Source organism: Methylobacterium terricola, assembly GCF_006151805.1.
Lineage (GTDB): Bacteria > Pseudomonadota > Alphaproteobacteria > Rhizobiales > Beijerinckiaceae > Methylobacterium > Methylobacterium terricola.
This window is the reverse complement of sequence record NZ_VDDA01000053.1, coordinates 1-22,142: the sequence shown is the minus strand read 5'-3', so window position 1 is coordinate 22,142 and position 22,142 is coordinate 1. Positions and strand designations below refer to the sequence as shown.

Here is a 22,142-nt window from a genome sequence, read left to right as displayed (position 1 = left end):
GACCCAGAACCTGATCTTCCCGGTGACGGTGGCCTTGTCGCAGACGTTCATCAAGGCCGACGGCAAGGACGTGGCGCTCACCCCCGGCATGACCGCGACGGTGGAGATCCGGACCGGGCGGCGACGGGTGATCGACTACCTGCTGTCGCCGGTTCGGGAGACCACCTCGACGGCGGGGCATGAGCGGTGAGACCCCGGAGGGGCGGCTCGACGTGAGGCGCACCGTCCTCCGAAAGGCGCCGCCCTTTCCCGGACGATGGACGCGTCAGCGGAAGGAGATCCGGGAAAGGGGTGCGTTTTCGATCGCGGGCGGGGTGGCCTCGCCTCTGTCGACTCACGTGATCGGCGCCGGATTGAACAACGTCAGATCGTTGTACAACCCCCAATGGTCCGACCACGGCTTCTTCCGTCCGCTCGCCACGTCGAGGATCAGGCGGAACAGCTCCCAGCCGGTCTCCTCGATCGTCGCCTCGCCCGTCGCGATCTTGCCCGCGTCGAGGTCGATCAGGTCGGACCAGCGCTGGCTGAGCTCGGTGCGGGTCGCGACCTTGATCACCGGCGCCTCGGCCAGCCCGTAGGGCGTGCCGCGGCCGGTGGAGAAGACCTGGAGGGTGATGCCGGAGGCGAGCTGGAGCGTGCCGCAGACGAAGTCGCTCGCAGGCGTCGCTGCGAAGATCAGGCCCTTCTCGCGGACCCGCTCGCCCGGCGCCAGCACCCCGCGGATCGCGCTGGTGCCGGATTTCGCCACCGAGCCGAGCGCCTTCTCGACGATGTTGTTGAGCCCGCCCTTCTTGTTGCCGGGCGACGGATTGGCGCTGCGATCGGCCCCGCCTTGCGCGAGGTAGTCGTCGTACCACGCCATCTCGCGGATCAGCGCGCGGGCCACCGCCTCGGTCTCGGCCCGGGGGGTGAGGAGGTGGATCGCGTCGCGCACCTCCGTGACCTCGGAGAACATCACCGTGGCGCCGACCCGCACCAGCAGGTCGGCGGCGAAGCCGAGGGCCGGATTGGCGGTGACGCCCGAGAAGGCATCGCTGCCGCCGCATTGCAGCCCGACGACGAGGTCGGCGGCGGGGCAGGTCTCGCGGGTGCGGCGGTCCAGAATCTCAAGACGCGCCTCGGCCATCGCCATGATGCTGTCGAGCATCATCCCGAAGCCCTGGTGCGCTTCGTCCTGGAGCCGTACCACGCCGTCGGTCTGCCCGTCCGGCAGCAGCCGCTCGGAGACCAGCTTCTCGCAGCCGAGGCCGACCACCATCACCTCGCCGCCGAAATTCGGGTTCTGCGCCAGGCTCTGGAGGGTGCGGATCGGGATCGCCGCCTGCGGCGCATTGATGGCGACGCCGCAGCCATAGGCGTGGGTCAGCCCGATCACGTCGTCGACATTGGGGAAGCGCGGCAGCAGCTCCCGCTTGATCCGCCGGATCGCCACCTCCAGGGTCCCGGCGACGCATTGCACGCTGGTCGAGATCGCCAGGATGTTGCGGGTGCCGACCGAGCCGTCCGGATTGCGGAACCCCTCGAAGGTGTAGCCCTCGAGCGGCGGCAGCGGTGCCGGCACGCGGGTGGCCAGCGGCAGCTGGTCGAGGGCGGGCGCCAAGGGCGTGCGGACCCGCGATTCCTCGACCCAGGATCCGCGGGGCAGGGCCCGGAGCGCCGTGCCGATCACTTCGCCGTAGCGGCGGATCTCCCCGCCCTCGGGGATGTCCTGAAGCGCCACCTTGTGGCCCTGCGGCACGAATTCCCGGAGCACCAAGTCGTCGGAGAACGCCGTGCCGGCCGCTAGCCCGAAGGCGTTGACCACGATCGCGACGTTGTCGGTCTCGTGCAGGCGGATGGTTCGGGGTGCGTCGCCCCGCGTCGCAGGGGCGCTCGCAGGGGTGGCGTGCCCCTCGGTGGTCCGCGGCTCGTCCAGCATCGGCTCCCTCCCGGTCGTCGGCGGCGTCGTGTTCGTTGGCGTCTCGGGCGCCGGCTCGGTCGAGCAGGACCGACGGTGCCGCTCGCCGGGACGGCACCGTCGGTCAGCTTACTCCGCCGCCAGCGCCTGCGCCGGCGCGACGCGGGCGACGAGGGCGGCGAGTTCCGCCTGCTCGGCCGCCGTGAGGTCGGTGAGCGGCTGGCGCACCGGGCCGGAATCGCGCCCGACCACCCGCATCCCGGCCTTGATGATCGAGACGGCGTAGCCCTTGCGGCGGTTGCGGATCTCGATCAGCGGCAGGATGAAGTCGCGCAGGCCTTGCGCCACCGCCGCCCGGTCGCGCCGGCGCACGGCGGCGTAGAAGTCGAGCGCGAAGGCGGGCACGAAGTTGAACACCGCCGAGGAATAGGTGGTCACGCCCATCTCGAGATAGGGCAGGGCGAAGGTCTCGGCGGTGGGCAGGCCGCCGATATAGGTCAGCCGGTCGCCGAGCCGGGACTGGATCCGGGTCATCAGCTCGATGTCGCCGATGCCGTCCTTGTAGCCGACGAGGTTCGGCAGGCGCTCGCACAGCCGCGCCAGGGCGTCGGGGCCGATCACCGCGTTGTCGCGGTTGTAGACGATCACGCCGAGGCCGGTCGAGCGGCACACCGCCTCGATGTGAGCCGAGAGCCCGTCCTGCTCCGAGCCGACGAGGTAGGGCGGCAGCAGCAGGAGGCCGTCGGCCCCGGCCTGCTCGGCGGCTCGCGCCATCTCGCAGGCGATGGCGGTGCCGTAGCCGGCCCCGGCGAGCACCGGCACCCGGCCGGCTGTCTCGGCCACCGCGACGCCGACGACGCGGGCGACCTCGGCCGGGGTGAGGGAGAAGAACTCGCCGGTGCCGCCGGCCGCGAACAGCCCGGCGACGTCGTAGCCGCACAGCCAGTCGAGGTTGCTGCGATACTGCGCCTCGTCGAAGGCGAGATCGGCGCCGAAGGGGGTCACCGGGAAGGAGAGCAGGCCGGCGCCGAGGCGACGGGCGACGTCGACGGGCGAGAGCAAGGGGGCCATCGGGCGGGCTTCCTCTGTGTCGTCGGGGGCTTTTCCCCGCTGGTCGACGGACTACGCCCGTGCATGATGCCGTTCCAGCACCATGTCGGCATGGTTCAATTCAATTCTGGCATCGATCCGTCGAGCGTGCCGGCGAGCTCGGCCAGGATCGGGATCAGCGGGTTGTCGTTGCTGCGGCGCCAGACCAGGTGGAGCTCGACCGGCCGGCGCGGCACCGGGACGAGCGGCCGGAGCGTCACCCCGGCGACCCGGAGCGACGCCGCCGAGTCCGGCACCAGGGCGAGGCCGAGGCCGGAGCGCACCAGCGACAGGATGGTGTGGATCTGCGCCAGGTGCTGCACCGTCCGGGGAGTCAGGCCGGCTTCGGCGAAGTAGTCGTCGACGAGGTCATGGAAGTAGCGCGCCTCGTCCGGGGCGTAGGCGATCAGCGGCTCGGCGGCGAGGGCCTCAGCCGTCACGCTCGCGCCCGCCGCCAGCGGATGGTCGTCGGGCAGGGCCGCCAGCAGGGTCTCGCGGGCGATGCGGAGCGAGGCGTCGCCGGCCGCCGGCAGGGGCGGGCGCATCAGGGCGAGGTCGATCGCTTGCGCCCCCAGGGCCTCGGCCTGGGCGGCGCTGACCATCTCCTTGAGCAGGATGTCGGCCTCCGGCAGGCGGCGGCGCGCCGCCCGCACCAGGTCGGGCAGGGTGCGGTAGGCGGAGGCCGCCGTGAAGCCGAGGGTGACGCTGCCGGCCTCGCCCGCCGCCACCCGGCGGGCGGTCGCCGCCGCCTCGTCCGCCAGCCGCAGGATCCGGCGCGCCTCGACGAGGAAGCGGCGCCCGGCCGGGGTGAGGCGCACGGCGCGGCTGGTGCGGTTGAGGAGCGCCACGTCGAGGACGCGTTCCAGCACCTGGATCTGCCGGCTCACCGGCGGCTGGGTCAGGTGCAGCCGCTCGGCGGCACGGCCGAAATGCAGCTCCTCGGCCACCGCCACGAAGCAGCGCAACTGGCTCAGTTCGAACACCGGGATCCTCCGCGCCGCTGCGCCCGGAATTGACCTTGGGGATGAAGGCCGGGCGCTCGCGCGTTGCACTGTCGTGGCACCGGCGCTCCGCCGGCCGCCCAGAAAGGCCGCCGATGTCCTCGCCGCTCCACCTCGTCCGGCATGTCGTCCCGTTCACCCGCTACCCGTACCGGGGCGAGGCGATGGCATGCAATCTCTGCGGCGACACCGGAACCCTGGTCGTCGCCGAGACCGACCGGCGGCTGAAGCAGCTGCGCTCCGTCGCCTGCACGGGCTGCGGGCTGATCCGCACCGATCCGATGCCGAGCGCGGCCGAACTCGACGCCTACTACGCCTCGGCCTACCGCGCCGCCTACCAGTTCGCCCTCGGCCGCCGCCCGCCGCGCCACCATCTCCACCGGTCGCGGCGGGAGGCACGGTTCCGGGCGGACCTGCTCGGGCCCGCGTTGCGGCCGGGCGCGCGGGTGCTGGATTTCGGCTCCGGCTCGGGCGAGTTCCTGGCCGCCGCGCGGGGGCAGGGGTGCGAGGTCACCGGCATCGAGCCCGGCCGCACCTACGCCGCCTATGCCCGGGACGAGCACGGCGCCCGGGTGCTCGACCGGCTCGACGCCCTCGCCCCCGACGCGGTCTTCGACGTCGTCACCGTGCACCACGTCCTCGAGCACCTGCGCGATCCAGTCGACACCCTGGTGCGCCTCGCCGGGCGGCTGGCGCCCGGCGGCGTGCTCTACGCCGCGGTGCCCAACATGGCGGCGACGGGCAAGCCGCCGCACGAACGCTTCCACTTCGCCCATGTCCACGGTTTCGTGCTCCAGACTCTCGACCGCGCCGCCCGCCGGGCCGGGCTGGCGCCGCATCCGGCCTACCGGCGCGAGGACACGCGCGTGGTGTACCGGCAGGCCAACGCGTCCGATGCGCCGGACGTACCGGCGACCGATCTGGCGCAGACCCTCGCGGCGGCCCTCGCGCCGCTCCGGCCCGGCGCCTACCTCGCCTCGGGCGCCTGGCTTCGCCCAATGATCCGCCGCAACGCGAAAGCGATCCGGGACACCTTCGCGGCGCGGTAGGCGGCTTCGGTCCGGTCGAGGCGACCGGATGCCGGGCCCCGGCGTCCCCAGCCGGTCTGGACCGACCGCCTCGACGGCGCGGCGCCCATGGCCGCCCGCGCCGTCGTTGCGGATTTGCCACGTGCGCTAACATCCCCCGCGCAATCTGGGATTCCCGCTTCGCATGCGGTTCGGGCGTGCTAGTAAAAAATCGAACAGGACCAACAACTTAGTATTATTCTAAAGAGCGGCGCCAGCCTGGACGGTCTTCCGTCCGGAGCGGGCGGGCCGTTGCCCGAAGGTCTCGACATGCGTTTCCCCTTCAGCGTCCCCCCCCTCTCCCGCCGCATCGCCGCGCTCGCCGGCGGCGTCTCCCTGATCGGGCTCTCCGCCGCGCAGGGGGCGATGGCCCAGGAGGCGACGCCCCCGCGCCAGGGCGCGGCCGCCGGCGGTGCGATCCAGCTGGAGACGATCGACGTCGCCGGCAACGGCGCCCGGCCCGGAGCCACGGTGGTGGCGGCCCGGCCGCAGGAGGATCCGCGCGGGCCGATCGACGGCTACGTCGCCAAGCGCACCCTGGTCTCGACCAAGACCGACACGCCGCTGATCGAGACCCCGCAATCGGTGACCGTGATCGGGCGCGAGCAGCTCGACGCGCTCAAGCCGCAGCAGGTGGCCGACGCGGTCGCCTACTCGGCCGGCGTCTACGGCAACACCTTCGGGCCGGATCCGCGGGTCGACTTCTTCCTCATCCGCGGCTTCACGGCGAACGACACCGGCCTGTACCGGGACGGCCTGCAGCTCTTCAACTACGGCTTCGCCGCCTACAAGGTCGACCCGTTCGGCCTCGAGCGCATCGACGTGCTGCGCGGGCCGGCCTCGGTGCTGTTCGGCCAGGGCGGTCCCGGCGGCCTGATCAACCTGGTCAGCAAGAAGCCGCCGGTCGAGCCCCTGAACTACGTCGAGGTCGGCGGCGGCTCGTTCGGCCAGAAGTACCTGGCGTTCGACTTCGGCGGACCCGCCGACAAGGAGGGTCACTGGTTCTACCGCCTGACCGGCATCGGCCGGCAGGGCGGCACCCAGGTCGACGGGCTCGACGAGAATCGCGGCTACATCGCCCCGACCTTCACCTACAAGCCGGACGGCGCCACCACCTTCACCCTGCTGTCGAGCGTCCAGTACGACGATACCGGCCGCCTCAACGCGTTCCTGCCGTATTACGGCACGGTGCGGCCGACGGTGCTGGGCCTGCGCATCCCGCAGAACTACAACGTCTCGGATCCGTTCAACAACACCTATCGCCGGACCCAGGCCAATGTCGGCTACGAGTTCGAGCACGTCTTCAACGAGACCTGGACCTTCCGCCAGAACCTGCGCTACGCGTTCAGCGACTCGCTCGACGACGCGTTCCTCGGCGGCCTCGGCTATGCCGATGCGAACCAGACCCAGATCGCCCGCTACCGCTTCCGCGCCAATTCGCGGGCGCGCCTGTTCAACGTCGACAACCAGGCGGTGGCCCGGTTCGACGACGGCCTGTTCAAGCACACCTTCCTGATGGGCCTCGACTACAAGAACTTCCAGCTCAACGACAACAACGCCACCGGCGGCTTCGCCGGCACGCCGGTCGCGAACTTCAACATCATCACGCCGAATTACGGCAGCCCGAGCGTCCCGGTCGCGCCCTACCTCGTCAATTACGACGTGTTCCAGCAGCTCGGCCTGTACTACCAGGATCAGATCAAGCTCACGCCCGAGCTGACCCTGGTCGTGTCGGGCCGCGGCGACTTCACCTCGAACGAGGTCAACAATCGCCTGGCCAGCACGCAGACGCGGCAATCGGCCAACGCCTTCACGCAGCGCTACGGCCTGATCTACAACTTCGACTTCGGCCTGGCGCCGTATGTCAGCTACGCGACATTCTTCAACCCGCAGGTCGGCACCAATTTCTTCAGCCAGCCGTTCAAGCCGACCACCGGCGACCAGTACGAGGTCGGCGTCAAGTACGAGATCCCGGGCGCCAACGCCTTCTTGACGCTCGCGGCCTTCGACCTCGCGCTCGCCAACACCCTGACCGCCGACCCGACCAACCCCCTCAACCAGCTCCAGCTCGGCGAGACCCGCTCGCGCGGCTTCGAGGCGCAGTTCGTCGCCAACCTCACCAAGGACTTCAACGTCGTCGCGTCGTTCACGAGCTACAACCTCGAGGTCACGAAGGGCGACGTCGGCGCGATCGGCCGGACCCCGACCAACGTGCCCGAGACCCTGGCCTCGGTCTTCGCCGACTACACCATCCCGACCGGCGACTGGGCCGGCTTCGGCTTCGGCGCGGGCGTGCGCTATGTCGGCCGCTCCTTTGCCGACGTGAACAACACCCTGACGGTGCCGGAGCGGGCGCTGATCGACGCGGTGATCCATTACAGCCGCGACAACTGGCGCTTCGCCATCAACGCGGCGAACCTCACCGACAAGCGCTTCGTCTCGTCGTGCCAGTCGGTCAATGCCTGCTTCTACGGCGAGCAGCGCCGCATCACCGCGAGCCTGAGCTACAAGTGGTGAGGCGAGGGGCGGGGGCTCATACGCACTGCGTTTGATCGGTCGCAACGCGGATTTCGGCGTCGCCCCGGCGCCGCGCGGGCACGTGGTGCGCTGTCAGGACGCAACCTTCCGGAACGCGCACCATCCCTCCGCCCCGCCTTCGCCCCGCAATCACTCCGGGATCATCCCGGAGACGTGGCGGGCGAAATCCACCAGGGCGACCGCGCCGCCCTCGTAGACCTGGAACACCCGCAAGCTCCCGTCCCGGAGCGCGGCGAGCGGCACCTGGATCTCGAAGCCGGCCGTCAGGGCGTCGGCCTGCTTCAGGTGCGCCGCCACGTCCTGGCGGGCGAAGCTCTCGGCGATCATGAACCGGCGCTGTCCCCGCGCGCCCCAGCGGGCGATCCAGGTCAGCGGCCGGCCGCGCCCGGGCACGAAGCACCAGCCCGAGACCGTCACGGCCTTGCCCAGCAGCGACGAGCTCTCCCCGACCGTGACCGCATCGAGGTTCGGGCGGGTGCGCACCCGCCGGATCCAGGTCCGGCGCAGGGCCTGCGGCACCTCGGCCGTGACGAGGCAGGTGCGGATGGCGGGCGCGACGAACAGCGCGGCGCCGGTCTCGTGGCGGTCGGCGCCGCTCTCTCCCTCGATCACGACGGAGAGGCGGTAGGATCCGGGCGGGATGTCGCGCACCTGCGCCTCGGCGCCGGCCCGCCGCGTCCCCGCTTCCTCGCGCCACGCCGCCCGGGCCCAGGCCGTGCCGTGCTCGCCCTCGAGGACCAGGAAGGGCTGCCCGTCATGGGCGCCGGCCGGCAGCGCGGCCTCGAGGCGGGTGATCCCGCCCTGGCGCGCCACCGGCACGCCCTCGATCACCGGCAGGCCGTGGCCAGCGAGGGCGGCCGGCTCGGGGCTCCGGCGCAGCCGGGCCTCCGGCACCGGCAGGCCGGTCCGCCACGGCGTGACGGCCCCCGGCGGGCGCAGGGGCGGGACGACGACGTGCGCCACCCCGGGGGCGATGGCGATGTGGTCGCCGAACACCTGGACGAGGTCGACCGCGAGGGTGCCCGCCGGCAGGTCCGCGCCGGCGAGGCGCGCGGCGAAGCCGGCCTGCTCGGCCCGGCCGGTGCCGAACCGGCCCGCGAGTTCGGGGCGGCGCTCGGAACGGGCGGCGACGTAGGCCGTGGCCGTCCCCGAGCGCAGGCGCAGCAAGGTTTGAGCCGGGCGGCCCGCCTCGGGCCGCCAGATCCAGCCGCGGAGCGACAGGCTCTGGGCGACCGCGCAGGTGGCGATCCGACCGGGCAGCCTCTGGCCGTCGACGACGAGGTCGGCGATCTCCCACGACAGGCCGGGATCGTCCGGCGCCAGCGCCCGCTCGGGCAGGGCGGCGACGGACGGGGGCAGGGCGTGAACGACGGCGGTCGCCTCGCTCGCCCCGTCCCAGACGACCGCCGGGTCGGTCCAGTCGGGATGGTTGAGGCGAAATCCCAGGTCGGCCGCCGAGAGGGTGAAGGGGGCCGGCACCCCGTCCGGGCTCGCATGCGGGACGGGACGGGCCGCGATCAGGTCGGCGTACAACGCCGCCATCCGGGCGGCGTGCTCCGCCATCGTCGGCAAGGTCTTGTCGCGAATCGCGCCGCGCACGCGCGCGACGAGGTCCCGATCGTGCCCGAGGCGCCGCAGGACCTGGCGCACGGCGCCGGAATCGCCGGTCGGGACCTTGAAACCGTCGACGCCGTCCGTGACCCGCTCCCCCGGCGCGCCGAGATCGGTGACGATCGGGATCAGGCCGGCCCGCCACGCCTCGGTGAGCGAGATCATGTAGGTCTCGGGCCACAGCGAGAGGTGGAGCGACACGTCGCAGCCGGCGAGCAGGGCCGGCACCTCCTCGCGGACGTAACCGCCGCGCAGCCGCAGCCGCTCCCCCGCCAGGGCCTCGAAGGCGGCGACGAGATAGCTCTCGACGTAGCCGAGCACCTCGAACACCACGGCCTCGCCCTCCGTGATGCGGACGAGCTCGAGCAGGGTGCGGGCGCCCTTGTGGTCGACGACGTTGCCGAGCACGGCGACCCGCAAGGGGAGACGGGACCCGGGGAGACGGGACCCGGGTGGGGGCGGCTCCGGCGCGAGGCTCGCCGACGGAGCCGGCGCGGGCCCGGCATCCACCATCTCGATCACCGCAACCCGCGCCGTCGCTTCCGGGTAGAAGGCCCGGACATAGGCGGCGGTGGCCGGCGTGCTGGTCACGAAGGCGTCGATGCTCGGCAGCATCCGCGCCACGAAGCCGTCCCGCCGCGCCTTGGCGCCGGCCGGCAGCCCCTCGGCACCGGCGAGGCAGCCGTCGCAGGGCCGCTCGCCGCGATGCACGACGTCGCAGAACGCGCCGTGCTGGTTCATCAGCGTGTAGCGGCTGCAGATCAGGAAGAAGTCGTGCAGTTGCATCACCACCGGCACGCCCTGGGCCCGGGCGATCGCCGGCAGGCTCAGCGGCAGGCCGAGCAGGTGGTGGACGTGGACGAGGTCGATGCGCCGCTCGACCAGGATTCGCTCGACCAGCGCCTCGATCTCGGGGCTGACGAGCAGCCGTTCGGCCGGCGGGATCGGCAATACCTCCGAGGTCTCGCCCTCGTCGAGGCGCAGGACCCAGGATTCCTCCTCGAAGGAGGGATAGAGGAACAGCGGCTCGACCCCGTCGAGGGCTCCGGCGAGCTGCTCCTGGTAGAATTCCACGCCGCCGCCCTGGCGGCGCCCGATGCGGTTATGGGCGACGAACAGGATGCGGGGCTTGATGCTCCCGCAGGGCTTGATGCTCCCGCAGGGCTTGGCGGCCTCGCGGATCTGCGCGACGCTGCGGGACGCGGCCGCCCGGCGCTCCTGCACCGCGTGCAGGAGGGCGTCGATCCGGTGGTCGTAGAGATGCTCGGCCCGGGTGCGGGCTCGCGCCCGCTCGGCCATGGCGATGCGGGTCCCGGGCTCCGCCAGCATCGTGCCGATCGCCGCGACGACGCCCTCCTCGGTGCAGGTGCGGATCTCGCGCTCCGCCTCGTAGTAATCGAGGGTTTCGCGTTCGGCGCCGACCACGAGCTGCGCCCCGCCGGCGAGCGCCGCCTCGAACAGCCGCGGCGGCGGGGTCGTTCCCGCCGGCGTCTCGTCGGCGCCGGCGGTGAAGACGCGCGGCAGGGTCAGCACCACCCGGCTCGCATTGGCGAACCGGGCGAAATCCGCGTTGCCGCAGCGCCAGTCGACGATCAGGTCGTCGCGCACCAGCACCGGCTCGGGCAGGTAGGCATTCGACGGCAGCGCGACCTTCACGCGGAGGTCGTGGGGGAAGGACGACAGGATCCGGTTGAGCGTCGCGACCCGGTTCGGCCAGGCCGTCCCGATGAACAGGAGGTCGTAGCGGTAATCCGCGTCGTCCGGCCGGACGGGCAGATCCTGGAACAGGGGCGTCGCCGCCAGCGGCAGGTGCCGCGCGCCGGCGCCGTAGCGGGGGAGCGAGCCGCGGTCGTTGGTGAAGACGAGGTCGAAGCAGCCCGCGAGCCGGGCATTCGCGGCCGCGAGGTAAGGGTCCTCGGTGGTCCAGAGCGCGCTGGTGCCGGCGAGCGCGCAGAGGCGGCGCAGGAGGGCGTGATGGCGGCTCGCGCCCCCGAAGGCGAGGACGAGGTCGAACCGCTCGGCCTGCGCCAGCGCGACCGCGTCGGCGTGGGTCGCTCGGACCACCCGCGCGACCGCGGGGTGGCGCGCCAGGGCATCGGCGACCGCCAGGGTGATGTAGGCGTTGCTGGTCCGCGGCTCGGTGTCGAGCAGGAGGACCGAGAGCGGCGCGGCCAGGGGCATCAGGGGTCCGGTCACGCGGCCATCACCGCCAGGATGGTCCGCGCCCGATGGGCGTAGGTATGGGCGTCGAGCGCCCGGGCGCGGGCGCGGGCGGCCATCGCCTCGAAGGCGGCGGGCTCGCGGTGGGAGCGGTCGATCGCCTCCGCGATCCCCGGCACGTCGTCGAACAGCAGGATCTCGCGGCCCTCGTCGAAGTAATCCAGGATCTCGAGCCCGGCGGCGAAGCAGAGCTGCGGCGCCCCGGCCAGGGCGGCCTCGAACACCCGCGGTCCGGGGGTCGAGGCCGGCAGCTGGGCGCGCCGGTTGGCGATGTCGAGGTCGCGGCCGACCGCCAGGGTGAGGCGCGCCTCGCTCGCCCGGTCGGCCATCGCGGCCGGGCTCATCCGGGCGTTCTCGGCGAAGGGCAGGGAAGCCGGCCAGCCCGCGCCGCGGACCTCGACCCGGCGGCCGGCGAGGCTGGGATGCGCCCGTTCGAGGAGCGCGATGCGGTTCGGGAACGCGGCGCCGCAGAAGAACAGGTCGAGGGGGCGCTCCGCCATCGGCCGCACCGGCCGGTCGTGGGTCCGGCGGCAGGCGGCGAGCGGCAGGTGGGAGACCGAGGGGTGCCGGTAATGGGGCAGGGCCCAGCGGTCGTTGGTGAAAATGTGGTCGGCCAGCGCCTCGGCCTTCACCCCGTAATCGAACTCGTAGGGATCGTCGTGGAGCCAGAAGGCGAGACGGGCCCCGGCCCGCCGGGCGCTCCGCGCCAGGCCGCGCAGGGGAGCTGCGTCGATCGCGACGCTGCCGAGGGCGACGACCAGGCTCGGGCCGAAACCGTCCACCGCCTCCTCGGCGAGCTCCAGCGGGCTCTCGCGCGCCGCGGCCGGCCCGAGCACCTCGGCGAAGCCCTCGCGGAGGGCGGCGCGAATCGGCGCGTTGTGGTTCACCGCATCCGGGCTCGTGCTCACCACCAGGACCTTCGCGAGAGACGAGCCTTTCAGGAGCATGCGAACCGGTCGGAGAAAGGGGGCAGGGCGGGCGGTGCATGCCGAGCACGCGAAGGCGTCCGCGGTCAAGTCTTCGACCTGGAGTTGCTGCCCCCGTCGGGAGGCCCTGGACCCGCGCTGAACCCCGGCCGAGGAGCGGAATCCCTGCGGAGGACCGGCATCCCGGCGTCGGCGCCCGGGCCCCTCCCGCGATGGCGCGGTCCGCCGCGGCAGCCTCGCGACGGTCGGCGACACGCCGCCGCGCCGGTGATAGGAGGGCGAACCATGGTGTCCCTCCCGCTGACCCAAAGTCGCCTCCTCGCTTCCCCGAACGGACGCGATCCCGTCGCTCCGGACCTCCGGCCCCGCCTGCGGAGGAGCGCCTCGTGAGCACGCTGCCGCCGGACCTCGACTACCGCAGCCTGTTCGACGCCGCGCCCCAACCCTGCCTGGTCCTCGATCCGCAGGGCCGGGTCCTCGCGGCGAACCGGGCCTGGCATATCGGCCACGGCTCGGGGACCGGGCCGGACGACCTCGTCGGCCGGCCCCTCGCGGAGGTGGTGCCGGACGGGGCGGCGATCCAGGCCTCGCTCGCCCGGGCGGTCGCGACCGGCCGGCCCGACACGGTCGCCGCCGACGTCCCCGCGCCCGCTGCGGACAGCCTATCGGGCGCGGGCGGCTGGAGCGTCACCCACACCCCGGTGCGCGACGCCTCCGGTGCCGTCAGCCTCGTGCTCCACCACCCGGTCGCCGGGGTGCGACCGGAGGAGGACGAGCGGCGGGAGCAGATCTTCCAGCAGATGCCGGGGTTCGTCGCCGTCCTGCGCGGCCCGACCCACGTCTTCGAATACGTCAACGACGCCTACGTGACGATCGCCGGCGCCCGCGACTTCCTCGGCCACACCGTGCGCGAGGCCTTTCCCGATCTCGCCGACCAGGGCTTCTACGAGCTCCTCGATACGGTGTACCGCACCGGCCGGCCGTTCGCGGCCCGCGCCATGCCGATCCTGTTCGCCGGCGACGCGTCCGAGCGCGCCATCGATCTCCTGTACCAGCCGCTGCGGGACGGGTCCGGTGCGGTCACCGGCATCTTCGTCGGCGGCTACGACGTCACCGAGCAGATCCGCTCGCAGGCGGCCCTGCGCGACAGCGAGGAGCGCTACCGCACCCTGCTCGAGAGCATTGATGTCGGCTTCTGCATCCTGGAGATGAAGTTCGACGGGGAGGGCCGGGCGGTCGATTACCGGATCGCCGAGGCCAACCCGGCCTTCGCGCGCCAGACCGGCGCCGACGTGGCGGGGCTGTGGGTGAGCGAGTTCGCCCCCGACCTCGAGCGGCACTGGTTCGACACCTACGGCCGCGTCGCGCTCACCGGCGAGCCGGTCCATTTCGAGAACCAGGCCGACGTGTTCGGGCGCTGGTTCGACGTGCGGGCGCTGCGGATCGGCGATCCGGCCCTGGCCAGGGTCGCGGTGTTTTTCAGCGACATCTCCGACCGCAAGCGCATGGAGGAGGCCCTGCGCGTCCTCAACGCCTCGCTCGAGGCGCAGGTCGCCGAGCGCACCGCCGAGCGCGACCAGATCTGGCAGGCCTCGACCGACCTGTTCTGCGTCGCCACCGTCGAGGGCCGGTTCGTCAGCCTCAACCCGGCCTGGACCACGCTCCTCGGCTGGAGCGAGGGCGAGTTGCTGGCCCGCCCGTTCCTCGACTTCGTCCACCCGGACGACGTGCCGGCGACGCGGGCGGCGACCGCCGGCCTCGCCCTCGGCGAGCCGCAACCCAACTTCGAGAACCGCTACCGGCACCGCGACGGCTCGCATCGCTGGCTGTCCTGGAACGCCGTGCCGCGGGACGGGCGCATCTACGCCACGGTGCGCGACGTGACGGCGATCCGGACCCAGGCCGACGCCCTGGCCCAGGCCGAGGAGGCTTTGCGCCAGTCGCAGAAGATGGAGGCGGTGGGCCAACTCACCGGCGGCGTCGCGCACGACTTCAACAACCTGCTCACCATCATCCGCTCGTCGGTCGATTTCCTGCGCCGGCCGGAGCTGCCGGAGGCGCGAAAACGCCGCTACCTCGACGCGGTCTCCGACACCGTCGACCGCGCCGCCAAGCTCACCGGCCAGCTCCTCGCCTTCGCCCGCCGCCAGGCGCTGATGCCGGCCGTGTTCGATGTCGGCGAGAAGGTGCGCGGCGTCGCCGACATGATCGACACGGTCACCGGCGCCCGGGTGCGGGTGGTGGTGACGGTGCCCGACCATCCGTGCTTCGTGCGGGCCGACGTGAGCCAGTTCGAGACCGCGCTCATCAACATGGCGGTCAATGCCCGCGACGCGATGGAGAGCGAGGGCACGCTGACCCTGACGCTCACCTGCGGCGCCGCGATGCCGCCGATCCGGGGCCATGCCGGCTCGCAGAAGCCCTTCGCGGCGGTGTCGCTCACCGATACCGGGCCGGGCGTGCCGCCGGACCTGATCGGCCGGATCTTCGAGCCGTTCTTCACCACCAAGGAGGTCGGCCGGGGCACGGGACTGGGCCTGAGCCAGGTCTTCGGCTTCGCCAAGCAATCGGGCGGCGACGTCGACGTGACGAGCCGCACCGGTGAAGGCGCCACCTTCACCCTCTACCTGCCGGAGGCACCGGATGCCGCCGGCGACCGCGACGAGGCCGGCAGCGAGGCCTCGGCCTCGCCGATCGGCGCCGGCGAGAGCGTGCTGGTCGTCGAGGACAACATCGAGGTCGGGCGCTTCTGCACCCAGATCCTGCACGATCTCGGGTACCGCACCACCTGGGCGACCAATGCCGAGGAGGCCCTGGAGCGCCTCGGGCCCGACGGGGCGGGGTTCGACGTGGTGTTCTCCGACGTGGTGATGCCGGGCATGGGCGGAATCGCGCTCGCCCGCGAGCTGCGCCGCCGCCTGCCGCACCTGCCGGTGGTGCTCGCCTCCGGCTACAGCCACGTCCTGGCGCAGGACGACGCCCATGGCTTCGAGCTGCTGCACAAGCCGTACTCGGCCGAGCAGCTCGGCCTGATCCTGCGGCGTGTCGCGCGGCCGCGCCGGGCGGGTTAGCGGGGCTCCGATGGATCCCGCGCCGATGCAGCCCGAACGCCTCGTCCTCGCGCCGAACGGCGCGATGCCGAACAACCCGGCGCTGCCGGTGCTGCATTACAGGAGCATCGCAACGGGTGCCGAAGCGCTCGAGGCGCTGTTTGCCCGCCACGGCTGGCCCGCGCGGTGGCGCGACGGCGTGTTCGCGTACCACCATTACCACTCGACCACGCACGAGACCCTGGGCATCGCCGCGGGCCGCGCCCGCCTGATCCTCGGCGGCGAGGGCGGGCACGCGATCGCGGTCGCGGCCGGCGACGTGCTGGTGCTGCCGGTCGGCACCGGCCATTGCCGCCTGTCGGCGAGCCTGGACTTCCTGGTCGTCGGCGCCTATCCGCCGGGCTGCACCGTCGATCTCTGCCGCACGGCCCCGGATGCCGCGATCCGCGCCCGGATCGCCGGCCTCGCGATCCCGGCGAGCGACCCGGCCCACGGGCCCGGCGGCCCGCTGACACGGTTGTGGCGGCGGGGCTGAACCGGCACCTGCCATCCTGCGGCCGGCCCCATCTCGGTTCCATAACCTACCTTATGCGAATCACGCATGCCGACACCGGGTTGGAATTCGCACCTGGGCCGAGCCGGAGCCGGACCGGCAGGCACTTCCCCGGCCGCCGCGAGACCCATCTTCCGTCACGACAACCCACCATGACAATCGACCCTGATTCTGACATGGTGGGACGCCCTCATCCAAGAGGTCTCGTCACCCGGGCGGTCCCGCCGGAAGCCGGCGCCGCGCGCGTCCCGCCCGGAAGCCCGCTCCCGGGCGCGAGCCGGTCCCCGCCGCCCGCGTCGAGGCCTCGCCGTCCACCCGGCGACGCGGCCCTCCGCCGGACCGGAATCGGGAAACGCTTCTCGTGAACCAGCAGACGACCAGGCTCGACCGGATCGACATGAAGATCCTGATCGAGCTGCAGAAGAACGGCCGCATGACCAACGTGACGCTGGCGGATGCCGTCGGCCTGTCGGCGAGCCCGTGTCTGCTCCGGGTCAAGCGCATGGAACAGGCCGGCTACATCACCGGCTACGGCGCCCACATCGCCCTGCCGAAGCTCGGCGAGACCGTGACGGTGTTCACGGAATTCACCCTGAACGGCCATACGCCGGAATACTTCCAGCGCTTCGAGCAGGCCCTGCGCAAGATCGACGAGGCGATCGAGGGCCATGTGGTCAGCGGCGGCTACGACTACCTGGTGAAGTTCGTCACCCGCGGCCTGTCGCACTACCAGGAGGTGATCGAGGCGCTGCTGGAGCGCAATGTCGGGATCGCCAAGTATTTCAGCTACATCGTGCTGCGCACGCCGATCGTGAAGACCGAGCTGCCGCTCGCCACCCTGTTCGGCGAGGAGCGCTGAGCGGGGCGGCCGACGCCGCCCCGGCGGGATCGGATCTAGCCCAGGGCCTGGCTGGTGACGGCGTAGATCCGGGCGGGACCCGTCTCGGGCGCCGGCCCCCGGGTCATCGTCACCGGCTCGTCGACATTGGCGAGGCCGCAGGCCTGCGCGAAGGCGGCGAGCGGCCCGTCGCGCTCGGTGGTGTCGAGGCGCAGGAAGGTGCCGGCATGGGCCCGCACGTGCGGGCTCGCCAGCGCCACGGCAGCCGCGCCGTCGGCAGCGACGATCGGGCCGACGAGGTGGCCACGGCCGAAGGCGCGGCAGACCGCGAAACCGGCGATCCGGCCCCCCTCCTCCAGGACGGCGATGTCGCCGACCCGGCGCAGGGCGTCGAGCATCCGCCCACGGTCGCCGCCGGAGGCCTCGCGGTCGAGGGCGACGATCCCTGGCCAATCGGCCTCGGTCGCCGGGCGCACGCGCGCATCCTCCACCGCCGCTGCCGCATCGGCGGTGCCATGGTACTGCACGAGGCCGCCGGTGACGCGAAACCCCTCGGACTCGTAGAGGCGCCGCCCGGCCTGCGTCGCGGTGAGCCGGAGGGTGCGCCCGCCCGCGGCGGCGAACAGCTCCCGCATCAGCCGCCGCCCGGTGCCCTTCGCCTGCCGCTGCGGGGAGACGATCACCATGCCGATGGTCGCGAGCCCGTCGCCGAAGGGCCACCACATCGCCGAGCCCATCACCTCGCCGGCCTCGTCGCAGGCGACGAGGCCGTGGCCGATCTCCAGCATCAGGCGCCAGTCGTCGGCCCGGTGCGGCCAGCGCACCTCGACCGAGAGGCCGTGGACCGCCTCGAGATCGGCCCCGGTCATCGGACGGATCGCCGGGGCGCTCGTCTCGTTCGTCATCGCGTCGGGTCTCGTGAGGGAAAGGGTCGGACGGAGGCGCGCCCCAGCCCCGCGACGGGGGCCGGGGCGCGCGACGGACATGAGGAGGCTCAGAGGCCGCCCATGTGGAGCGACTTCAGCTCCAGGTACTCGTCGATGCCGTAGGCCGAGCCCTCGCGGCCGAGACCGGACTGCTTGACCCCGCCGAACGGTGCCGCCTCCATCGAGACCGTGCCGGTATTGAGCCCGACCATGCCGAATTCCAGCGCCTCGCCGACCCGCCAGGCCCGGCCGATGTCGGAGGTGTAGAAGTACGAGGCGAGGCCGAACGGCGTCGCGTTGGCGATGGCGATCGCGTCCTCCTCGCGGGAGAAGCGCATCAGCGGCGCCAGCGGCCCGAAGGTCTCCTCGACGGCGAGACGCATCGCGGTGTCGGCCCCGGTCAGCACCAAAGGCGGCACGAAGCGGCCGCGCACGGCATCCGGATCGCCCGCCACCAGCCGGGCGCCGTGCTTGAGCGCGTCATCGAGATGTGCCGTGACCTTGGCGGCCGCGGCGTCGTTGATCAGCGGGCCGATGGTGACGCCCGTCTCGAAGCCGTTGCCGATCTTGAGCGTGCCCGCGGCCTCGGCGAGGCGGGCGGCGAAGCGGTCGTGGATGCCGTCCTGCACCAGGATGCGGTTGGCGCAGACGCAGGTCTGGCCGGCATTGCGGAACTTCGAGGCCATCACGCCGGCGACCGCCTGGTCGAGATCGGCGTCGTCGAAGACGATGAAGGGCGCGTTGCCGCCGAGCTCGAGGCTCAGCCGCTTGATGGTCGGGGCCGACTGGGCCATCAGCAGCCGCCCGACCGCGGTCGAGCCGGTGAAGGACAGCTTGCGCACCGTCTCGCTGCCGGTCATCTCGGCGCCGATCGGCGCCGCCTGGCCGGTGACGACGCTGAACACGCCCTTCGGCACCCCGGCCCGCTCGGCCAGCACCGCGAGCGCGAGCGCGGAGAACGGCGTCAGGTCGGCGGGCTTGACCACGATCGGACAGCCGGCGGCGAAGGCCGGCGCCACCTTGCGGGTGATCATCGCGATCGGGAAGTTCCACGGCGTGATCGCCGCGCAGACGCCGACCGGCTCCTTGAGCACCAGCACCCGGCGGTCGCCGACCGGCGCGGTGAACACGTCGCCGGTGATCCTGCGCGCTTCTTCCGCGAACCACTTCACGAAGCTCGCCCCATAGGCGACCTCGCCGCGGGCTTCCGCCAGCGGCTTGCCCTGCTCGGCGGTCATGATCGCCGCCAGGTCCTCGGCATTCTCGAGGATCAGGGCGTTCCAGCGCTCGAGGATCGCGGCGCGCTCCGCCGGCGCGGTGCGGCGCCAGGCCGGGAAGGCGGCATCCGCCGCGGCGATCGCCGCGCGGGTCTCGGCGGCGCCGCAATCCGGCACGGTGCCGAGGGTCTCGCCCGTCGCCGGGTCGGTCACGGCGAGGCTGCCGCCGGATTCGGCATCGCGCCACTCGCCGGCGATGAAGGCCTGGAAGCGCAGGAGCGCGGGATCGCGCAGGCGGTCCTGGGTGAACATGGATGTCCTCGGGCGATGGAGCGCGGCCTTGAGGGCGGGCGCGGGGATGGCGGAGACAGCGCCGCCACCCGTCCGGCTCTCCCGGGCGGGCGGCGTCGGTCCGGGCCTACAGGCCGAGCAGCCCCGGCAGGCCGCCGATGTCCTTGATCTCGTGGTAGCCGTAATAGGGGTTGGCGGGCTCGTGGCCGCGATTCACCCAGACCTTGTTGGTGATGCGCAGGTCGTGCGCGGTCATCAGGTCGTAGCGGAAGCTCGACGAGCAGTGCAGCACGTCCTCGGGGCCGCAGCCGAGCTGGTCGAACATGTACTCGAAGGCCTGCATCCGCGGCTTGTAGGCCTGGGCCTCCTCCGCCGTGTAGGCGGCGTGGAACGGCGCGCCGAGCTTGGCGACCGAGTGCGGGATCAGGTCCTTCATCGAGTTCGACAGGATCACCAGGGGGAATTCCTTGGCGACCTTCGACAGCCCCTCGACCACGTCCGGGTGCGGGCCCCAGGTCGGGACGGCGGCGTAGACCGCATCGGCGTCGCTGTCGCGGTACGCGATGCCGTTGAGCTTGCAGGTGCGGATCAGCGCGTTGGCGACCACGTCCTTGTAGGGCTTCCACGGGCCCAGCACCTCGTCGAGGCGGTAGGCCGAGAAGTCGGCCACGAAGGCGTCCATGCGCTCCGCCGGCACGCGGTCGGCGTAGAGGCGGCGGGCGACCGGCGCCATCTCGAAGTAGATCAGCGTGCCGTAGCAGTCGAAGGTGATGTACTTGGGCTTGAGATGGGCCATCGGGATCTCCCTGCGGTGCTCGACCGCGCGGCGTTCAACCGTGGCCGACCCTAAGGCGCAGCGACCGCCGCCGGACTCCGTTGTGCCGGCCTCGGGGTCGGCGATCCTGCGCTTTCGCCCCTCCCGCACGGCAGGTCCTGCCGGAGGGCCGGTCCGTCCGGGTACCCGGCGGGCCGGATCGGGACCGCCTCGGCAGCCTCTGCCGTCAAGGGCTCACGCGCCACGGTGATTCCGCCTGCGGCCGACCCCGTATTCGGCGTCTCCCGCGGATCGCTCCCGGGTATCGTTCCTGCATCGGCACGGTCGTCGCGGTGGCGGCACCGTGTCCGATCGCTCCCGCGGCAGCGCGTTTCGAGGCCTTCCATGACCACCCCCCTCATCGCTTACAAGTCGGACCCGGTCCGCGGCGCCGTCTGGCACGACATCTTCGCCCGGGAGGCGCCGGACCTGCGCCTCGTCGACTGGGAGTCGGACGGCGCGGCGGCGCAGGCCCCCTATCTCGTCGCCTGGACGCCGCCGGCGGACCTGCCCCGCGCCATGCCGCGGCTGGAGGCGCTGTTCTGCATCGGCGCGGGAATCGACCACCTCCCCGTCCGCGAGCTGCCGCCCGCCGTCCAGGTGGTGCGGATGGTCGACCCGAACCTCACCGCCTCGATGGTCGAGTACGTCGTGATGGCGGTACTGACGCTCCACCGCGACCTGCCGTTCTACCGCACCGAGCAGGCCGCCGGGCGCTGGACCCCGCGGCCGGTGCGGCCCGCGCCGGAGCGCCGGGTCGGCATCATGGGCCTCGGCGTGCTCGGCCAGGCGGCGGCGCGGGCAGTGGCCGGATTCGGCTTCCCGGTCAGCGGCTGGAGCGCCTCGCCAAAGAGCCTCGAGGGGATCGAGACTTTCGCGGGCGACGCGGCGCTCGGCGACTTCCTCTCCCGTACCGACATCCTGGTCTGCCTGCTGCCGTTGACCCCGGCGACGCGGGACCTCCTCGACCGGACGTTGTTCGCCCGCCTGCCCCCGGGCGCCGGCCTGGTGAATGCCGGTCGCGGCGGCCACGTCGTCGAGGCCGACCTGCTCGCCGCCCTTGAGTCGGGCCAGCTCTCCGGCGCCGTCCTCGACGTCCTCGCGACGGAGCCGCCGGACGCCGGTCACCCGCTCCTCGCTCATCCCCGGGTGATGGCGACGCCCCATGTCGCGAGCGCCACCCAGCCGGCGGGCGCCGCCCGTCAGGTGATCCAGGGCGTGCGGGCCCATCTGCGCGGCGAGCCGATTCCGCATGCGATCGACCGCTCGCAAGGGTATTAATGCCGCCTCTTGAACGCAGGGCGTGCAGTCCCATCTAGGATACACGCCGACCGATGCGGCGGGCAGGTCCCCTGCCCCGCCTCCAGTCGCCATGGTCGAAACCTCCGGGGTTCGGTCGTGTTGACAGGCAAGCCGGCGACCCTTAAACGACCGCTCACCGACGGGGCGCCGACGAAACGGCCCGCCCCGACGAACCTTCCCAGAGAAGAGCAAGCAAGGGCCAGGGCAACCCGGCGCTGCTTTCCGTTCTCTGGAAGGTCGAGATCTGGCCCCGGCTCGATCAGCTCTTTGACAAGTGCATACGAGAAAGAGAAGCGTGGACGGCGTCGTCCCTGCGGATCCGGGTTTCGGCCTGGATCGTGAGTAGGATGATGCTGGTCTGACGTTTCGGTGCTCACACGATCAGGCGGAAACGCCGATCGGTTGTGAGCCTCCGTTTATGTTGTGATCAGCTATGATCAGCTCTTCAACTTGAGAGTTTGATCCTGGCTCAGAGCGAACGCTGGCGGCAGGCTTAACACATGCAAGTCGAGCGGGCCCTTCGGGGTCAGCGGCAGACGGGTGAGTAACGCGTGGGAACGTGCCCTTCGGTTCGGAATAACTCAGGGAAACTTGAGCTAATACCGGATACGCCCTTTTGGGGAAAGGCTTGACTGCCGAAGGATCGGCCCGCGTCTGATTAGCTAGTTGGTGAGGTTACGGCTCACCAAGGCGACGATCAGTAGCTGGTCTGAGAGGATGATCAGCCACACTGGGACTGAGACACGGCCCAGACTCCTACGGGAGGCAGCAGTGGGGAATATTGGACAATGGGGGCAACCCT

The 22,142-nt window shown here is 72.0% G+C and carries 14 protein-coding genes, 1 rRNA gene and 1 pseudogene; 8 read left to right on the top strand and 8 right to left on the bottom strand.

Translation table 11 applies throughout. The features are described from left to right. A pseudogene (locus tag FF100_RS35065) lies at positions 1–190 on the top strand (HlyD family type I secretion periplasmic adaptor subunit); the annotation flags it as partial. A gap of 144 nt (positions 191–334) precedes the next feature. Here the strand turns inward: FF100_RS35065 and garD are convergent. The 3 genes from garD to FF100_RS35050 all read right to left on the bottom strand — a co-directional run bounded on the left by garD (position 335) and on the right by FF100_RS35050 (position 3,969). Beyond that, positions 335–1,918 (bottom strand): galactarate dehydratase, encoded by a 1,584-nt coding sequence (gene garD, locus FF100_RS35060; protein WP_139040626.1) that lies wholly within the window; start codon positions 1,916–1,918, stop codon positions 335–337. 108 nt (positions 1,919–2,026) lie between these two features. Further along, positions 2,027–2,968 (bottom strand): 5-dehydro-4-deoxyglucarate dehydratase, encoded by a 942-nt coding sequence (kdgD, locus tag FF100_RS35055; protein ID WP_139040625.1) that lies wholly within the window; start codon positions 2,966–2,968, stop codon positions 2,027–2,029. A 95-nt stretch (positions 2,969–3,063) separates the two neighbouring features. Next, positions 3,064–3,969, bottom strand: coding sequence for a LysR family transcriptional regulator (locus FF100_RS35050; RefSeq protein WP_139040624.1), 906 nt, complete (start codon positions 3,967–3,969; stop codon positions 3,064–3,066). 113 nt (positions 3,970–4,082) lie between these two features. Between FF100_RS35050 and FF100_RS35045 the strand changes: the two genes are divergently transcribed. Both FF100_RS35045 and FF100_RS35040 read left to right on the top strand, forming a co-directional pair. Further along, a complete protein-coding gene (locus FF100_RS35045; protein ID WP_139040623.1) occupies positions 4,083–5,036 on the top strand; it encodes a class I SAM-dependent methyltransferase in 954 nt (317 codons plus the stop codon). A 288-nt stretch (positions 5,037–5,324) separates the two neighbouring features. Then, positions 5,325–7,571, top strand: coding sequence for a TonB-dependent siderophore receptor (locus FF100_RS35040; RefSeq protein WP_139040622.1), 2,247 nt, complete (start codon positions 5,325–5,327; stop codon positions 7,569–7,571). Positions 7,572–7,721: 150 nt separating this feature from the next. Here the strand turns inward: FF100_RS35040 and FF100_RS35035 are convergent, their stop codons facing one another. After that, positions 7,722–11,399: a glycosyltransferase family protein gene (locus FF100_RS35035; RefSeq protein WP_139040621.1), complete on the bottom strand. Its 3,678-nt coding sequence runs from the start codon at positions 11,397–11,399 to the stop codon at positions 7,722–7,724. Beyond that, positions 11,396–12,370, bottom strand: coding sequence for a CgeB family protein (locus FF100_RS35030; protein ID WP_139040620.1), 975 nt, complete (start codon positions 12,368–12,370; stop codon positions 11,396–11,398). The genes FF100_RS35035 and FF100_RS35030 overlap by 4 nt, the downstream gene beginning before the upstream one ends. Positions 12,371–12,735: 365 nt before the next feature. On the opposite strand from FF100_RS35030, the gene FF100_RS35025 reads away from it, so the two are divergent. The 3 genes from FF100_RS35025 to FF100_RS35015 all read left to right on the top strand — a co-directional run bounded on the left by FF100_RS35025 (position 12,736) and on the right by FF100_RS35015 (position 16,811). Then, complete coding sequence (locus FF100_RS35025; RefSeq protein WP_171070464.1) at positions 12,736–15,420, top strand: PAS domain-containing protein; 2,685 nt, start codon at positions 12,736–12,738, stop codon at positions 15,418–15,420. 25 nt (positions 15,421–15,445) lie between these two features. Further along, positions 15,446–15,934, top strand: a complete 489-nt coding sequence (locus FF100_RS35020) for a cupin (RefSeq protein ID WP_139040618.1) — start codon at positions 15,446–15,448, stop codon at positions 15,932–15,934. Positions 15,935–16,313: 379 nt separating this feature from the next. Then, a complete protein-coding gene (locus FF100_RS35015) occupies positions 16,314–16,811 on the top strand; it encodes an Lrp/AsnC family transcriptional regulator (RefSeq protein WP_281287362.1) in 498 nt (165 codons plus the stop codon). 35 nt (positions 16,812–16,846) lie between these two features. Here the strand turns inward: FF100_RS35015 and FF100_RS35010 are convergent, their stop codons facing one another. The 3 genes from FF100_RS35010 to FF100_RS35000 all read right to left on the bottom strand — a co-directional run bounded on the left by FF100_RS35010 (position 16,847) and on the right by FF100_RS35000 (position 20,020). Further along, entirely contained in the window at positions 16,847–17,695 is an 849-nt protein-coding gene (locus tag FF100_RS35010; RefSeq protein WP_171070463.1) for a GNAT family N-acetyltransferase, read from the bottom strand. An 89-nt stretch (positions 17,696–17,784) separates the two neighbouring features. Then, complete coding sequence (locus FF100_RS35005) at positions 17,785–19,245, bottom strand: NAD-dependent succinate-semialdehyde dehydrogenase (protein ID WP_139040616.1); 1,461 nt, start codon at positions 19,243–19,245, stop codon at positions 17,785–17,787. A 106-nt stretch (positions 19,246–19,351) separates the two neighbouring features. Beyond that, on the bottom strand, positions 19,352–20,020 hold the full coding sequence (locus FF100_RS35000) for a haloacid dehalogenase type II (protein ID WP_139040615.1): 669 nt from the start codon (positions 20,018–20,020) through the stop codon (positions 19,352–19,354). 363 nt (positions 20,021–20,383) lie between these two features. Here FF100_RS35000 and FF100_RS34995 point away from each other — a divergent pair, with 363 nt between their 5' ends. Together FF100_RS34995 and FF100_RS34990 are read left to right on the top strand one after the other, a co-directional pair. Then, positions 20,384–21,319, top strand: a complete 936-nt coding sequence (locus FF100_RS34995; RefSeq protein WP_139040614.1) for a 2-hydroxyacid dehydrogenase — start codon at positions 20,384–20,386, stop codon at positions 21,317–21,319. Between the two features lie 467 nt (positions 21,320–21,786). Continuing rightward, a 16S ribosomal RNA gene (locus FF100_RS34990) occupies positions 21,787–22,142 on the top strand; the annotation flags it as partial.

Excerpts from the sequence above, each read along its gene's own strand:
- garD (WP_139040626.1), bottom strand. The coding sequence starts at position 1,918 with ATGCTGGACGAGCCGCGGACCACCGAGGGGCACGCCACCCCTGCGAGC.
- kdgD (WP_139040625.1), bottom strand. The coding sequence starts at position 2,968 with ATGGCCCCCTTGCTCTCGCCCGTCGACGTCGCCCGTCGCCTCGGCGCC.
- FF100_RS35045 (WP_139040623.1), top strand. The coding sequence starts at position 4,083 with ATGTCCTCGCCGCTCCACCTCGTCCGGCATGTCGTCCCGTTCACCCGC.
- FF100_RS35040 (WP_139040622.1), top strand. The coding sequence starts at position 5,325 with ATGCGTTTCCCCTTCAGCGTCCCCCCCCTCTCCCGCCGCATCGCCGCG.
- FF100_RS35030 (WP_139040620.1), bottom strand. The coding sequence starts at position 12,370 with ATGCTCCTGAAAGGCTCGTCTCTCGCGAAGGTCCTGGTGGTGAGCACG.
- FF100_RS35020 (WP_139040618.1), top strand. The coding sequence starts at position 15,446 with ATGCAGCCCGAACGCCTCGTCCTCGCGCCGAACGGCGCGATGCCGAAC.
- FF100_RS35010 (WP_171070463.1), bottom strand. The coding sequence starts at position 17,695 with ATGACGAACGAGACGAGCGCCCCGGCGATCCGTCCGATGACCGGGGCC.
- FF100_RS35005 (WP_139040616.1), bottom strand. The coding sequence starts at position 19,245 with ATGTTCACCCAGGACCGCCTGCGCGATCCCGCGCTCCTGCGCTTCCAG.
- FF100_RS35000 (WP_139040615.1), bottom strand. The coding sequence starts at position 20,020 with ATGGCCCATCTCAAGCCCAAGTACATCACCTTCGACTGCTACGGCACG.
- FF100_RS34995 (WP_139040614.1), top strand. The coding sequence starts at position 20,384 with ATGACCACCCCCCTCATCGCTTACAAGTCGGACCCGGTCCGCGGCGCC.